Here is a 14,429-nt window from a genome sequence, read left to right on the forward strand (position 1 = left end):
CACCTACCCCCACGCCCCCGAGGAGTGACGCGATGTCAGCAGGCAGGCCCGCCTACCTGTACGCAGAGGACCCGGTCGAGATCAACGCCGGCCGCCCGAAGGCCCGGCTCGCGGTGAGCAACACCGGCGACCGCGCCGTCCAGGTCGGTTCGCACTACCACTTCTTCGAGGTGAACCGGGTCCTGGAGTTCGACCGGGCGCAGGCGTACGGGATGCACCTGGACCTGCCGGCCGGCACCGCGGTGCGGTTCGAGCCGGGCGACACCCGCGAGGTGGACCTGGTCGACTACGCCGGGCACCGGCGGCTGGTCGGCTTCAGCGGCCTGGTCGACGGCGGGCTCAACTCGGCCGACACCCGGGCCAGGGCGCTGCGCCGGGCGGCCGAGCTGGGCTTCGCCGGCGCGCGCCCGACCGGCGCCGCCGCGGAGCCGTCCGCCGCAGGGCCGTCCGCCCCGGAGCTGTCCGCCGCTGTGGAGCCGGGGGTCGAGTCCTGATGGCCCTGCTTCCCCGCAACCAGTACACCGACCTGTTCGGACCGACGGTCGGCGACCGCTTCCACCTCGCGGACACCAACCTGGTGGTCGAGGTCGAGAAGGACTTCAACCAGGGCCACTACGGCGACGAGGCCGTCTACGGCGGCGGCAAGGGCATCCGGGACGGCATGGCCCAGGACCCGGCCGCGACCAGTCTCCAGGGCGCGCTGGACCTGGTCATCACCAACGTGGTGGTGATGGACCCGGTGCTCGGCATCGTCAAGGGCGACATCGGCGTCAAGGACGGCTTCATCACGGCCGTCGGCAAGGCCGGCAACCCCCGCCTGCAGAGCGGGGTGCACCCGAAGCTGGTGATCGGCCCGGGCACCGAGGTGATCTCCGGCGAGCACCTGATCGCCACCGCCGGCGGCATCGACACGCACATCCACTTCATCGCCCCGCAGCAGGTCCAGGAGGGGCTGAGCAACGGCATCACGACCCTGATCGGCGGCGGTACCGGTCCGACCGACGGGACCAACGGCACCACCTGCACCCCGGGCCCCTGGAACATCGGCCGGATGTACCAGGCGGTCGAGGAACTGCCGGTCAACGTCGGCCTGTTGGGCAAGGGCAACGCCTCGCTGCCGCAGGCGCTGCGCGAGCAGGTCGAGGCGGGCGTGTGCGGGCTGAAGGTGCACGAGGACTGGGGCAGCACGCCCGCCGCGATCGACACCGCGCTGCGGGTGGCCGACGAGTACGACGTGCAGGTGGCCATCCACACCGACACCCTCAACGAGTCGGGCTTCTTCGAGGACACCCTGTCGGCGATCGACGGCCGGACCATCCACACCTTCCACACCGAGGGCGCGGGCGGCGGCCACGCCCCCGACATCATGCGGATCGCCGGCGAGCCCAACGTCCTTCCCTCGTCCACCAATCCGACGCTGCCCTACACCGTCAACTCGATCGACGAGCTGCTCGACATGGTGATGGTCTGCCACCACCTGAGCCACCACATCCCGGAGGACGTCTCCTTCGCCGACTCCCGGGTGCGCGCCGAGACGGTGGCCGCCGAGACGGTGCTGCACGACGAGGGCGTGATCAGCATCTTCTCCTCGGACTCGCAGGCGATGGGCCGGATCGGCGAGTCCTTCGCCCGCGCCTTCCAGACCGCGCACCACTGCAAGGACCAGCGCGGCCCGCTGGCCGGGGACAGCGAGCGCAACGACAACTTCCGGGTGCTGCGCTACCTGGCCAAGCTCACCATCAACCCCGCGATCGCCTCCGGTACCGCCGACCACATCGGCTCGCTGGAGCCCGGCAAGCTCGCCGACATCGTGCTGTGGCCGATCAACTCCTTCGCCGCGAAGCCCAAGATGGTGATCAAGGGCGGGATGGTCAACTGGGCGCTGATGGGCGACCCGAACGCCTCGCTGCCCAGCACCCAGCCGATCTACTACCGGCCGATGTACGGCGCCTACGGGCGGGCCCGGCAGGCGACCCGGGTGTCGTTCATGTCCCAGGCGGCCGTCGACCTCGGGGTGCCGGCCCAACTCGGCCTGAACAGCCGGGTGCTGCCGGTCCGCGACTGCCGCACGGTGGGCAAGCAGCACATGGTGCGCAACGACGCGATGCCCCGGATCGAGGTCGACCCGGAGACCTACCGGGTCACCCTCGACGGCGAGCCGGCCACCATCGAGCCGGCCCACACCCTGCCGCTCAACCACCTCTTCTACCTCGCGTGAACGCCCGCGCGCAGAGCCCGGTGAGTCCGGCCCTCGACAGCCTGCTGGTCAGCCTCCAGCTCACCGACTCGGCCTTCCCCAGCGGCCTCTACACCCTCTCGCACGGCCTGGAGGGCTACCTCCAGGCCAAGCGGGTGGACCAGCACACCATGCCGGCGCTGCTCGCCGACCTGCTGCGCCACTCGGTCGGCCCGGCCGACGCCACCGCGCTGGCGCTGGCCCACCGGGCCGCCGCCGAGCGCCGGTGGGCGGACGTGGTCGAGATCGACCAGCGGCTGTTCGCGAGCAAGCTCAACCGGGAGCTGCGCCAAGCCGCCACCCGGACCGGGCGCCAGCTCCTGGACACCGCCCGACTCGCCCTGGGCGGGGAGGAGTTGGACCGCTACGCCGAACTGGTGGCGCAGCGCCGCACGCCCGGCTGCCAGGCGGTCGCCGCGGGCGTCGCCTACGCGGCCGGCGCGGTGCCGGTCGAACAGGCCGTGGCGAGTGACCTGTTCGCCTTCGCGGTGAGCTTCACCAGCGCGGCGCTCCGGCTGCGGTTGACCGACCACCGCCGGGCCCAGGTGACGCTGCGCAGCGCCGCCGGGGTGATCGCGGAGGTGACGGGAGCGGCGCTGGACCGGGAGTTGGCCGACCTGGGCGGCTGCGTGCCGATGGCGGACGTCATGTCCGGTCGCCACGAGCGTGCCCAGGCACGGATGTTCGCCTCCTGACCAGTGCGGGAGAACCAGACGGAGAAGGAGGACGGAAGATGACGGACGACGTGCTCAGGGTCGGCGTGGCCGGGCCGGTGGGCTCGGGGAAGACCGCGCTGATCGAGGCGCTGGTGCCGGTGCTGGTGGCCCGCGGCCGGCGCCCGGCGGTGATCACCAACGACATCTACACCCAGGAGGACGCCCACCACGTGCGGCGCAACCTCGCCGGGGTGCTCGACCCCGAGCGGGTGGTGGGCGTCGAGACGGGCGCCTGTCCGCACACGGCGGTGCGGGACGACCCGACGATGAACCTGGCCGCCGGGGCCGAACTCCTGGAGAAGTTCCCGGACATCGACACCCTGCTCTACGAGTCGGGCGGCGACAACCTGACGCTCACCTTCAGTCCGGTGCTGGTCGACATGTTCTTCTTCGTGCTGGACACCGCCGAGGGCGAGAAGATGCCGCGCAAGCGCGGCCCGGGCATCACCGACTCCGACGTGCTGGTGATCAACAAGATCGACATCGCCCAGTACGTGCGCACCGACATCGGCGTGATGACCGCCGACGCGGACATGGTCCGCGAGGGCCGGCCGGTGGTGCTCACCAACAGCCTGACCGGCGAGGGCCTGGAGCGCGTCGCGGACCTGCTGGAGTCGTACCGGACCACCACCGGATGACCGCGACCGCGACGGCGACTGCGGCCGGGATGGTGACCGCGACCCGGTCCGACCCGGCCCACTACACGCCCGAGCGGATCCCCGCCGAGGTGCTGCGGCACGCCGGCCGCCCGACGGCGCTCGGGGTGGGCCGGCCGGGCAAGATCGGCCTGCTCGAACTCGGCTTCGAGCGGGTGGGCGGGCGCACCGAACTCGTCGACCACTACCAGAAGTCGCCGCTGCAGATCATGCGGCCGCTCTACTTCGACCCCGCGCGGCCCGACCTGGCCGTCACCTTCCTGATGTCCACCGGCGGCGGCATCGTCCAGGCCGACCGGCTGCGCACCGACCTGCGCTGCGGCGCCGGCACGGCCGTCCACCTCACCACCCAGGCCGCCACCAAGATCCACCGGATGGACGCCGACTACGCCACCCAGATCGTCAACCTGACGGCCGAGGAGGGGAGTTACGTCGAGTACCTGCCCGAGCCGACCATCCCGCACCGCGACTCGCGGTGCTACCAGCGCAGCGTGATCACGGTGGCACCCTCGGCCACCGTGCTCGCCTCGGAGACCGTGCTGGCCGGCCGGCTCGCGCACGGCGAGCGCAACGCCTACCAGGTGTTCGCCGCCGACCTGGAGTGGCGGCGGCCGGACGGGCGGCTGTTCGCCGTGGACACCGTCCGGTTGGAGCCGGGCGGTGCCGGCGGCGTCACCGGCCCGGCCGTGCTGGCCGGGCACGACCTGCTCTCCACCTTCTACGCCGTCAGCCCGCTGGCACCGGCCACCGAGATCGCCGACGCCCTGCACGACGCGCTCGACGGCAGCGGGTTGCCGTTCGGCGTCAGCGTGCTGCCCGAGGACGCCGGAGCCTGGCTGCGGGTGCTCGGCGACGATCCGCCCGCCGTCGCCGCAGCCGTCCGACGGGCCTGGGACGCGGTGCGCCGACTACTGATCGGCGCACCGGCCCCGGCCCTGCGCAAGTCCTGACGAACCGTCAGAGAACAATCCAAGTCCCCTGTCCCCTCAAGTCCCCCGACCCGGAGAGACTTCCGATGCCTCACACCCTCGATACGGGCAACACCGCCTGGCTCATGGCGAGCACCGCCATGGTCCTGCTGATGACCCCGGGCCTGGCCTTCTTCTACGGAGGCATGGTCAAGACCAAGCACGTGCTGGTCATGCTCAAGATGAGCTTCGTCTGCCTGGCCCTGGTCACCCTGCTCTGGCTGGCCATCGGCTACAGCCTCGCCTTCGGCAAGGACGTCAGCGGCGTCGGCCTGATCGGCACCCCCGAGCACTGGATGATGCACGACATCGGGATGACCAGCCTGAACGGCTCGATCCCCACCGTCGTCTTCTCCTCCTTCCAGATGGCCTTCGCCATCATCACCGTCGCCCTGATCAGCGGCTCGATCGCGGGCCGAGCGACCATGCGCGGCTGGCTCTGGTTCGTGGTGGCCTGGACCCTGTTCGTCTACGTGCCCATGGCGCACTGGGTGTTCGCGCCCGACGGCTGGATCACCGCGCACCTCGGCGCGCTGGACTTCGCCGGCGGCATGCCGGTGGAGATCAACTCCGGCGCGGCCGGCCTGGCCGTCGCGATCGTGGTCCGCAAGCGCAAGGACTTCGAGCGCGAGACCATCCGCCCGCACAACCTGCCGCTGGTGGTGATCGGTCTGGCGCTGCTCTGGTTCGGCTGGTTCGGCTTCAACGCCGGCTCCGCCCTGCAGACCGGCGGCACTGCGCCGATGGCCTTCCTCAACACCCAACTCGCCGCCTGCGGCGCGATGGTGGGCTGGCCGCTGATCGAGAAGTGGCGGCTCGGGCACGTCGAGATGCTCGGCGTGGCCTCGGCCGCGGTGGCCGGCATGGTCGCCATCACCCCGGCCTGCGGCGAGGTCTCGCCGATCGGCGCGCTGGTGATCGGCTTCGTCGCGGGCGTGGTCTGCGCCTTCGCGATCAACCTCAAGTACAAGCTGCGCTACGACGACACCCTCGACGTGGTGGGCGTGCACGGCTGGGGCGGCGTCGTCGGCGTGCTGGGCATCGGCCTGTTCGCCACCTTCCAGATGAGCGGCAAGAAGGGCCTGTTCTACGGCGGGGGAGTCGACCTGCTGTGGCGCCAGGCGGTCGGCGTGCTGGTCTGCGCGGCCTTCTCCTTCGGCATGACCTGGCTGATCGCCCAGGTGATCGAGAAGACGGTGGGCTTCCGGGCCGCCGAGGAGTACGAGCACGTGCCCGGCGCGGAGGAGGAGCAGGCCTACGACGACGAGACCATCGCCGAGATCCGCCGCCGTCTGGTCGGTGCCCGGGTGCCGGTCACCGTGGGCGCGGGCGGTCCCGAGGCGGGCGCCGCGGAGGCGGTGGCCGCCGTCGCGGACGCCGACCTGCTGGCCGAGCTCCGGCAGGTGCTCGAACGGCGCGAGCAGGAGAAGTGATGTCCCAGCCATTCGACACCGGCAACTCCGCCTGGCTGATCATGGCCGCCGCCATGGTGCTGCTCATGGCGCCGGGGCTGGCCTTCTTCTACGGCGGCATGGTGAAGACCGGTCAGGTCATCGCGATGCTCAAGATGTGCTTCGGCTGCGTGGTGCTGGTCGGCATCATCTGGTTCACCGTCGGCTACAGCCTGGCCTTCGGCCATGACGTCGGCGGGCACGGCCTGATCGGCGGCCTGGACCACGTGTTCATGTCCGGCGTGGGGCTGGACAGCCGCACCGGCTCCATTCCGACGGTGACCTTCGCGGTCTTCCACATGTCCTTCGCCATCGTCACGGTCGCGCTGATCAGCGGCTCGGTGGCGGGGCGGGCGACGATGAAGGGCTGGCTGGTCTTCGTCTGCGCCTGGACCCTGCTGGTCTACGTGCCGATGGCGCACTGGGTGTTCGACCCGCAGGGCTGGGTCGCCAAGCAGCTCGGCGCGGTCGACTTCTCCGGTGGCACCGTGGTCGAACTCGCCTCCGGCGCGGCCGGGTTGGCGCTGGCGGCGGTGGCCGGACGACGTGCGGACTTCGAGCGGCAGACGATCCGTCCGCACAACCTGCCGCTGGTGGTGATCGGTCTGGCGCTGCTCTGGTTCGGCTGGTTCGGCTTCAACACCGGCTCCTCGCTGGGCGTGCCGGGCGCCGCCGCGATGGGCTTCGTCAACACCCAGTTCGCCGCCGGTGCCGCGATGGCGGGCTGGGCGGTGACCAGTTGGTGGCGCACCCGCCAGGTCGGCCTGCTCGACATCAGCATGGGCGCCGTCACCGGCATGGTGGCGATGACCCCGGCGGCCGGTGACGTGACCCCGCTGTGGGCCTCGGTGATCGGCTTCCTGGCCGGCCTCACCTGCGCCTTCGCGATCAGCTGGAAGTACCGGTTCGGCGTCGACGACACCCTGGACGTGGTCGGCATCCACGGCTGGGGCGGCCTGTTCGGCATGGTGATGGCCGGGCTCGCGGCGACCGGCGTGATGACCGGCAAGAAGGGCCTGTTCTACGGCGGCGGTTGGGACCTGCTCGGCAAGCAGCTGGTCGCCGTGCTGGTGATCGGCCTGTTCTCGTTCGCGATGACCGCGCTGATCGGCAAGGTGGTCGACCGCACCGTGGGCCTGCGCCAGGCGCACGCGGCGGAGGAGCACGAGCAGGTCTACCAGAACGACTGGGACGTCCAGTTCAAGGAGATCGCCGACGCCCTGCGCGGCAGCGGGATCGACCAGGGCGGCTCTCAGCCCGACCCGAGCGCCCTGCTCGACCAGGTCCGCCGGCTGCTGGCGGCCGACCAGGAGCAGTAGGACGGCGGCACCGGTCGGGGCCGGCGGAACGCCGCCGGGCCCGACCGGTGCTGATCCCCCGTCAGCCCCACCCACCCCTGGCCTATCATCGGCTCATGACCGACCTGGCCCTGATCCGACCCGGCGGTGGCGAGCGGCTGCACGCGCCGGCCGGGTCGTACCTGGTGCACCTCTCCGGTGCGCAGACCGGCGGCGCGCTGGCCGTGGTGGAGTACACCTTCCCGGCCGGCGCCGTCGGCGCCGCGCCGCACGTCCACCACGGCCACGCCGAGCACTTCCACGTCCTGGAGGGCGAGGTCACCTTCGACCTGCCCGACGGCGCGACCGCGCTCGGCCCGGGCGGCACGGTCTCGGTGCCGATCGGCCTGGCCCACGGCTTCCGCAACGCCTCCGCCGCCCAGGCCCGTTGCCTCTTCCTGCTCACCCCGGCCGGGTACGAGGACTACTTCCGCGAGGTCCACCGCGCCATCGAGGCCGGCCGGCCGCTCGACCCGGACGGCCTCGCCGCCCTGCGCGCCGAGTACGCGACCGACACGCTCTGACTGAACCCGATGGGGCGGATCTTGCGTGGGTTGCCCGGCCGACTTGGCCGGAGGTAGGGTCCGAACGGCAGTCGGACCGGGCCGGGGGGCGTTCGCGGACTCCATCCGAGAGATGGTTCCTGACGGTTCGTCGGCCCCTCGGGAGGGAGTCGGACATCGTGAGTGACCCGAACATCGAGAAGCTGTGGTTCCGCCGTTTCCAGCCGTCACCGCAGGCCGCCTCGCGGCTGATCTGCTTCCCGCACGCGGGCGGTTCGGCCGTCTACTACCGTCCCGTGGCACTCCGGTTGGCGGGACGCGCGGACGTGCTCGCGGTGCAGTACCCGGGACGTCAGGACCGGTACACCGAGCCCTGCCTGGACGACGTGCGGGAGTTGGCCGCCCAGGTGCACCGGGTGATGGGCGGGCTGACCGACCTGCCGCTGACCCTGTTCGGCCACAGCATGGGCGCCTCGGTCGCCTTCGAGGTGGCGCGCCTGCTGGAGGCGGACGGGCACCGGCTGAGCCGGGTGTTCGCGTCCGGGCGGCGGGCGCCCTCGCGGCCGCACCGCGGTGAACTGGTGCACCAGCGCGACGACGACGGGATCGTGGCCGAGCTGAAGGACCTCAGCGGCACGGATCCGGCGATCCTGGCCGACCCGGAGATCCTGCGCATGGTGCTGCCCGTCCTGCGCTCGGACTACCGCGCCGCCGAAACCTACCGCGGAACGCCGGGCGCGGTGCTGACCTCCCCGATCACCGCGCTGACCGGGGACGCCGACCCCCAGACGCCGATCCCGGACGCCGAGGCCTGGGCGGAGCACACCTCGGCCGACTTCCGCCTGGAGGTCTTCCCGGGCGGCCACTTCTTCCTCACCGAGCGCCCGCAGGACGTGATCTCGCTGCTGGCCGACCACCTGGACGCCCTCGGCGCCCCGGCCTGACCAGGGGCCCCGGGTCACCGGCCCTGCGGCCGGCTGATCCGCTGGCCGAGCCCGCCGTCGACGGTCAACTCCGCACCGGTGGTGAAGGTCGCCTCGAAGGCCAGGAACAGCACCGCCCGGGCCACCTCCTCGGCGGAGCCGTGCCGGCCCATCGGGGTGAGCTCGTCGCCCAGCTTCGCGAAGGCCCGCAGCATCTCCGGCGCAGCGCCGGTGATGCCGCCGGTCGGCGTGTCGATGAACCCCGGACTCACCGCGTTGACCCGGATGTTCCGCGGCAGCAACTCGGCCGCGATCACCTTGGCGAACGACCGCACCGCGGCCTTGGAGGCGCCGTACGGTCCCATCCCCGGTGTGCCGGACTCATTGGCGATCGAGGTGGTGAAGACGATCGCGCCACCGTCGTTGACCAGCGGAGCGAGCCGCTGCGCGGTGAAGTACGCACCCTTGGCGTTCACGCCGAACGTCGCGTCGAACAACTCCTCGGTCACCCGCCCGAACTCGCCGAGCTGCGCGAACCCGGCATTGACGAACAGCAGATCGATCCGGCCCAGCTTCTCCTCGACGATCCCGCCCAGCGCGTCGATGTCGGCCGGCACCGCCGTGTCGGACTTCACCACGTGCCCCTTGGCCCCCAATTCCGCCTGCGCGGCAGCAAGGTTCTCCGCGTTCCGCCCCGTGACCACCACCTCCCCGCCACCCTCTACGAACACCTTGGCCGTGGCGAGCCCCATGCCCATGGTCCCGCCGGTGATGACCGCTTTCCTGCCCGCGTAGCCGTTCATGAATACCCCTCAGAAGTGGTCCCCACAGAGGGCCTCGTGTCGGATCGGGCCCTCCGGTCGCGGTCCCACCCTCACCCGCGGAATCCGCACTCACAAGTACGAACCTTGAGGTCAGCGGTTACCTGGAGGTAAGTGGCAGTGACGTCCCCGGCGCGCGGTCGTTCACGCAAGTGACAGCCCGTGCGCACCGGCCGGCCCTCTCGCGGTGCGTGCGAGAGCACGGTTCGACGCAGCCGAGTGGAGCGCTGATGAGGAATCCCCGCCTGGTCGCCTTCGGGCTGGCCGGGGCCGCGCTGTTGGTGTGTGCCGGGGCCGCGTGGCCCACGCCGGTGGGGGATGCCGCCGGGCGGGTGGTGTCCGGGGTCACGCTCGTCACGGACGATGTGGGGACCCGTCAGGTGAAACTGCACCACGTGGGGGACGCGGTGCAGGAGCTGGTGGATCGTCAGGTGCCGGGGAGCGACGGGTACAGCGGGATCGTGATGGATCCGGCCGCCCGGGCGCTGGACCTGTACTGGAAGGGCGGCGTGCCCGCGCAGGTGGCGCGGGTGATCGCGGAGCGCACGCCCGATCAGTACGCGGTGCGGGTGCACTCGGCTCCCTACAGCCGGGCGGAGCTGTTGCGTGCGGTGGACGCGCTGGCGCGGGCGGCGGGGCCGGGGGAGTGGTCGAGCATCTTTCCGCTGGAGCAGGGGACGGGCCTGCGGGTCGGCTACCAGGTGGCCACCACCCACCGCATCGCGGGCTCCTCGCCCACCCCGGACAGCTACGCCGCGGGCGCCACCGCGCTGTCCGGCGGCGTGCCGGTCACCGCCGTGCCGGAGGGCGGCTTCACGGACCTGGCCGGGCCCCGGGGCGCCGCCCGCTCGCCCTGGGACGCCGGTGCCGAGCTGCGCAGCCCGGCGGGCAGTTTCTGCAGCAGCGGCTTCGCGGGGTTCAGCGGGAACCGGCGGGTCCTGCTGACGGCCGGTCACTGCGGCGCCCAGGGCACCTACCGCACCGGCGACGGGCAGCTGGTGGGCGACGCCGTGCAGTCGGACGCCGGTCTGGACATCACCGCGGTCGGGCTCGGCCAGGGCGCCGAGGGCCGGTTCTACGACGGCTCCTGGAGCTCCGCCTCCACCCGCGGCCTGTACGGGGCCGGCCGCAACGACACCGGTGACCTGGTCTGCACCAGCGGGGCCATGTCCGGCTACCACTGCGACGTGCAGGTCACCGCCACCGACGGGAAGATGCGCAACGAGCACGGGGACGTCATCGGCCCCGTCGACCTCGCCGAGCACCGCGGCGGTCACGACGTCGTCGTCGCCCAGGGGGACAGCGGCGGGCCCGTCATCGCCAACCCCTCCGGCCCGCAGGCCGCCATGAGCGCGCGCGGCATCCTCATCGCCGGCGGCAGCGGCACCCAACTGCCCTGTCACGACACCGCCGTGGCCACCACCTGCTTCTGGCAGGCCGTCTACGTGCCGATGACTCCCATCGTCAACGCCTTCAACTTCTCGACGAGCTGACCGTAGTGGATCAGTGCAGGGTTCCCCCGGGTGTGCGCAGGTCGGTGGCGACGGTGGCGGCGGACAGCAGGGCGCGCAGGCCGTGCGCGACGGTGGCGGTGGGCAGCGCGGGGGCGGGCTGGGCGAGCACCTGCTCGGGCAGTGCCGGCACGTGCACGAAACCGCCGCGGACGGTGGGCAGTTCGGTGGCGAGCAGGTGCATCAGCGCGTAGAACACGTGGTTGCAGACGAAGGTGCCGGCGGTGTGCGAGAGCGAGGCGGGCACGCCCGACTCGCGGACGGCGGCCACGCACGCCTTGACCGGCAGGGTGGCGAAGTAGGCCGCCGGGCCGCCCTCGACCACCGGGCGGTCGAGGGGTTGGCCGCCCGCGTTGTCGGGGATCCGCGCGTCGTCCAGGTTGATCGCGACCCGCTCGACGGTCAGGTCCGGTCGGCCGGTGGCCTGCCCGAGGCAGACCACCACCTCCGGCGCCGACTCCTCGACGGCGCGTCGCAGTTCCCCGACCGCCCGGTCGAAGACGCAGCTCAGCCGGGCGGCGGTGACGGACATCCCGGCCGGCGGATCGACGGCGAGGGCCCGGGCGGCCGCCCAGGACGGGTTGACGCTGTCGCCCGCGAAGGGCTCGAAACCGGTGAGCAGGACCCGGGTCATCAGCGGGGCCTTTCCAGACGGAGGAGTGACGGAGGGTCAGAAGGCGAAGATCGACATGATCGCGATGTTGCAGACCAGCAGCGCGCCCGCGGTCGGCGCCTGGGCCTTGATCGGCCCGTACTGGTCCTTCAGTTCGAGCAGCGCGGCCGGCACCAGGTTGAAGTTGGCGGCCATCGGGGTGACCAGGGTGCCGCAGAAGCCGGCCAGCATGCCGACGGCCAGCACCACGGGCGGGTGCCCGTGCAACTGCCCGATCAGCACCGGCCAGCCGATCGCGGCGGTCATCACCGGGAAGGCGGCGAAGGCGTTGCCCATGATCACGGTGAAGACGGCCATGCCGACGCAGTAGAGCAGCACCGCCGCGAACCTGTCGCCGTGCGGCAGCAGGTGGACCGTCAGCTTGCCGACCTGGGTGCCGACGCCGGCCGTCTGGAAGATCGAGCCGAGCACGGCCAGCAGTTGCGGCAGCAGCAGCGCCCAGCCCATCGACTCCAGCAGCCCGCGGCCGGCGTGCAGGGCAACGCCGGGGTTGCGCTCGCGGGTGAGCAGCAGGCCGACGGCCAGCGCGACGATCGCGCCGATGCCGAGGCCCAGCAGGGTCTCGTCGCCGGTCTGGAAGAGCGGCCGGCGGCCGAGGTGGACGTCCTTCAGCAGGGTGGCGCAGAGCAGGGCGACCAGCGGCACGGTGAGCGCCGGGACGAACAGCCGGTTGCCCAACTTAGCGGCGGACGCGGCCCGTTGCGCGGGCGTCGTGGTGGCGGGTGTGCCGCGGCCGGTGAAGCCGAGGCCGGCCAGGCAGATCATCGCCAGCACCGCGAGGCCCAACGGTGCTGCGGGCGCGGTCTTCTGCACCACCCAGGTGCCGTAGCAGAAGCTGGCGCCGAGCAGGCCCCAGAAGGCGGCGCTGCCGAAGCGCTTGGGATTGCTGCGATCGGTGGCCATCTGCGCAGCCATGGCCAGGAAGACGGCACCGACCAGCCAGTAGAGCCATTCGACCCGGATCACTTGGCACCCTCCAGGGTCGGCTCGGTGGCGGCGCCGGCCGACTCCCGGGCGAGCGTGCGGTCCAGGCGCAGCAGCCGGGCGCCGTGCACCAGGGTGGCGCAGACGGCGGACGGGATGGCCCAGAGCGCGAGCTGGGCGGGCTCCAGGTGGGTGTGGTAGGTCGCGTTGACGAAGCCGGTGATCAGCAGGATCGAGCCGACCGCGAGGAAGCAGTCCTCGCCGAAGAACAGGCCAACCGTGTCGGCGCTGGCGGCGAACGAGCGCAGCCGCTCCCGGGCCCGCCCGGTCAGCGGCCCGTGCCGGCGCTCGGTGGCGGCCTCCGCCATCGGGGCGATCATCGGGCGGACGGCCTGGGCGGGCCCGCCGAGCGCGGTCAGGCCGGTGGCCGCGCCGAGTTGACGGATCACCAGGTAGATCGCGAGGAGCCGGCCGGTGCTGAGCCCGGCGAGCCGGCCCATCAGTGCGCGGGCCTGCTCCTGCAATCCGTGACGCTCCAACAGGCCGATGACGGGCAGGGTGATGGCGAACAGGGTGACGGAGCGGCTGGACGCGAAGGCCGCGCCGAAGGCGTCCAGCACCTTCAGCGGGCCGAGCCCGGCCAGCAGGGCGGTGAACACGCCGGAGACGCCGACGATCAGGACGGGATTTCGCCTGGCGGCGAAGCCCGCCACCACGATGAGGACGCCGAGAAGAACGATCACGCTGAGGGCCGCCTTTCGGATCGGAAGCCCTGCGCCGCGGCGAAGGTCCTTCGCAACGGGCAGGCGCGGTCCCGGTCTTGTGGACCGGGACCCTGCGGGGGTGCTGGTGAGGCTAGGGGATTGTGGAACAATCCGACAAGACTCGGGTAGCGTCTCGTTCTCCACGTCCGGAGGCGCTCCGGAAGAGGAACGGGCAGTTCCGCAGCGGTGGCAGGAGGCAAGGCGTGACCGGGGTTTTCGACGCACTGGCGGCCGACCGGAGTCGGCTGGCACGGGCCAGCGCAGCGCAGCGGGTGGCCGAACTGCTGCGCGAGCACATCACCGAGGGCCGGCTCGCACCCGGCACCCGGCTCTCCGAGGAGCAACTCGGCGCGGCCCTGGGCGTCTCCCGCAACACCCTGCGCGAGGCCTTCCGGCTGCTGGCCGACCAGCGGCTGGTGGCACACGAGTTGAACCGCGGCGTGTTCGTCCGCACGCTCGGCCCGCAGGACGTCGTGGACATCTACGTGCTGCGCCTGGCGCTGGAGGTGGCGGGCGTGCGGGCGGTGCGGCGGGCCACCCCGGAGCGGCTGGCCGCCGTGCGCAGCGCGCTGGCCCGGGCCGAGGAGGCCGAGCAGCGCGGCGACTGGGGCGCGGTCGGCACCGCCGACCTGCACTTCCACCTGGCCGTCGCCGGACTCGCCGACAGCGAGCGGATCGACGAGTGCATGGTCCGCCTCGCGGCCGAACTCCGCCTGGCCTTCGCCGCGGTGCCCTCCGCGCACGCGCTGCACGAGCCTTTCCTGCGCCGCAACCAGGTGCTCGCCGGGCTGCTCGAATCGGGCGAGATCGACGACGCCGAGGTCGAGTTGACCCGCTACCTGGACGACGCCCGGACGGTGATCGTCCACGCCATGACGTCGTCCACGCGATGACATCGTCCACGCCGTGACGGAGTGAGCCGACCGATCCGGGGGAATCCCGTCCG

At 72.1% G+C, this 14,429-nt stretch carries 15 protein-coding genes; 11 read left to right on the plus strand and 4 right to left on the minus strand.

The genetic code is table 11. The features are described 5' to 3' along the window. The first annotated feature begins 32 nt into the window (after window positions 1-32). The 9 genes from FHX73_RS38985 (at window position 33) to FHX73_RS39025 (ending at window position 8,811) form a co-directional block, all read left to right on the plus strand. Window positions 33-494, plus strand: coding sequence for an urease subunit beta (locus FHX73_RS38985; protein WP_145910752.1), 462 nt, complete (start codon window positions 33-35; stop codon window positions 492-494). Continuing rightward, window positions 494-2,218 carry an urease subunit alpha gene (ureC, locus tag FHX73_RS38990; RefSeq protein ID WP_145910753.1) on the plus strand — a complete coding sequence of 575 codons (1,725 nt, stop codon included), beginning with the start codon at window positions 494-496 and terminating at the stop codon, window positions 2,216-2,218. The genes FHX73_RS38985 and ureC overlap by 1 nt, the downstream gene beginning before the upstream one ends. Then, window positions 2,215-2,931, plus strand: a complete 717-nt coding sequence (locus tag FHX73_RS38995; protein WP_211786468.1) for an urease accessory protein UreF — start codon at window positions 2,215-2,217, stop codon at window positions 2,929-2,931. The genes ureC and FHX73_RS38995 overlap by 4 nt, the downstream gene beginning before the upstream one ends. Window positions 2,932-2,969: 38 nt before the next feature. Then, the gene (ureG, locus tag FHX73_RS39000) at window positions 2,970-3,590 is read left to right on the plus strand and encodes an urease accessory protein UreG (RefSeq protein WP_145910754.1); all 621 of its coding nucleotides are present in this window, start codon (window positions 2,970-2,972) and stop codon (window positions 3,588-3,590) included. Continuing rightward, entirely contained in the window at window positions 3,587-4,558 is a 972-nt protein-coding gene (locus FHX73_RS39005; protein ID WP_145910755.1) for an urease accessory protein UreD, read from the plus strand. Before ureG ends, FHX73_RS39005 begins: the two co-directional genes overlap by 4 nt. Window positions 4,559-4,623: 65 nt before the next feature. Beyond that, entirely contained in the window at window positions 4,624-6,009 is a 1,386-nt protein-coding gene (locus FHX73_RS39010; RefSeq protein ID WP_246214157.1) for an ammonium transporter, read from the plus strand. Further along, window positions 6,009-7,346, plus strand: a complete 1,338-nt coding sequence (locus FHX73_RS39015) for an ammonium transporter (protein WP_145910756.1) — start codon at window positions 6,009-6,011, stop codon at window positions 7,344-7,346. The genes FHX73_RS39010 and FHX73_RS39015 overlap by 1 nt, the downstream gene beginning before the upstream one ends. A 95-nt stretch (window positions 7,347-7,441) precedes the next feature. Continuing rightward, entirely contained in the window at window positions 7,442-7,888 is a 447-nt protein-coding gene (locus FHX73_RS39020; protein WP_145910757.1) for a cupin domain-containing protein, read from the plus strand. 158 nt (window positions 7,889-8,046) lie between these two features. Continuing rightward, window positions 8,047-8,811 carry a thioesterase II family protein gene (locus FHX73_RS39025; protein ID WP_145910758.1) on the plus strand — a complete coding sequence of 255 codons (765 nt, stop codon included), beginning with the start codon at window positions 8,047-8,049 and terminating at the stop codon, window positions 8,809-8,811. Between the two features lie 14 nt (window positions 8,812-8,825). Here FHX73_RS39025 and FHX73_RS39030 read toward each other — a convergent pair whose 3' ends face one another. Beyond that, complete coding sequence (locus FHX73_RS39030; RefSeq protein ID WP_145910759.1) at window positions 8,826-9,593, minus strand: SDR family oxidoreductase; 768 nt, start codon at window positions 9,591-9,593, stop codon at window positions 8,826-8,828. Between the two features lie 248 nt (window positions 9,594-9,841). On the opposite strand from FHX73_RS39030, the gene FHX73_RS39035 reads away from it, so the two are divergent. Next, window positions 9,842-11,104, plus strand: coding sequence for a chymotrypsin family serine protease (locus FHX73_RS39035; RefSeq protein WP_145910760.1), 1,263 nt, complete (start codon window positions 9,842-9,844; stop codon window positions 11,102-11,104). Between the two features lie 10 nt (window positions 11,105-11,114). Here FHX73_RS39035 and pcp read toward each other — a convergent pair whose 3' ends face one another. Genes pcp through FHX73_RS39050 form a run of 3 tightly spaced genes read right to left on the minus strand, consistent with a single transcriptional unit; the run spans window position 11,115 to window position 13,462 of the window. Further along, window positions 11,115-11,756: a pyroglutamyl-peptidase I gene (gene pcp, locus FHX73_RS39040; RefSeq protein WP_145910761.1), complete on the minus strand. Its 642-nt coding sequence runs from the start codon at window positions 11,754-11,756 to the stop codon at window positions 11,115-11,117. 36 nt (window positions 11,757-11,792) lie between these two features. Continuing rightward, window positions 11,793-12,761 (minus strand): DUF979 domain-containing protein, encoded by a 969-nt coding sequence (locus FHX73_RS39045; RefSeq protein WP_145910762.1) that lies wholly within the window; start codon window positions 12,759-12,761, stop codon window positions 11,793-11,795. Then, on the minus strand, window positions 12,758-13,462 hold the full coding sequence (locus FHX73_RS39050; RefSeq protein WP_145910763.1) for a DUF969 domain-containing protein: 705 nt from the start codon (window positions 13,460-13,462) through the stop codon (window positions 12,758-12,760). The genes FHX73_RS39045 and FHX73_RS39050 overlap by 4 nt, the downstream gene beginning before the upstream one ends. 224 nt (window positions 13,463-13,686) lie before the next feature. On the opposite strand from FHX73_RS39050, the gene FHX73_RS39055 reads away from it, so the two are divergent. Continuing rightward, entirely contained in the window at window positions 13,687-14,376 is a 690-nt protein-coding gene (locus FHX73_RS39055) for a GntR family transcriptional regulator (RefSeq protein ID WP_246214158.1), read from the plus strand. Window positions 14,377-14,429: the final 53 nt, after the last annotated feature.

The sequence above is a fragment of the Kitasatospora viridis genome, from assembly GCF_007829815.1.
GTDB lineage: Bacteria > Actinomycetota > Actinomycetes > Streptomycetales > Streptomycetaceae > Kitasatospora > Kitasatospora viridis.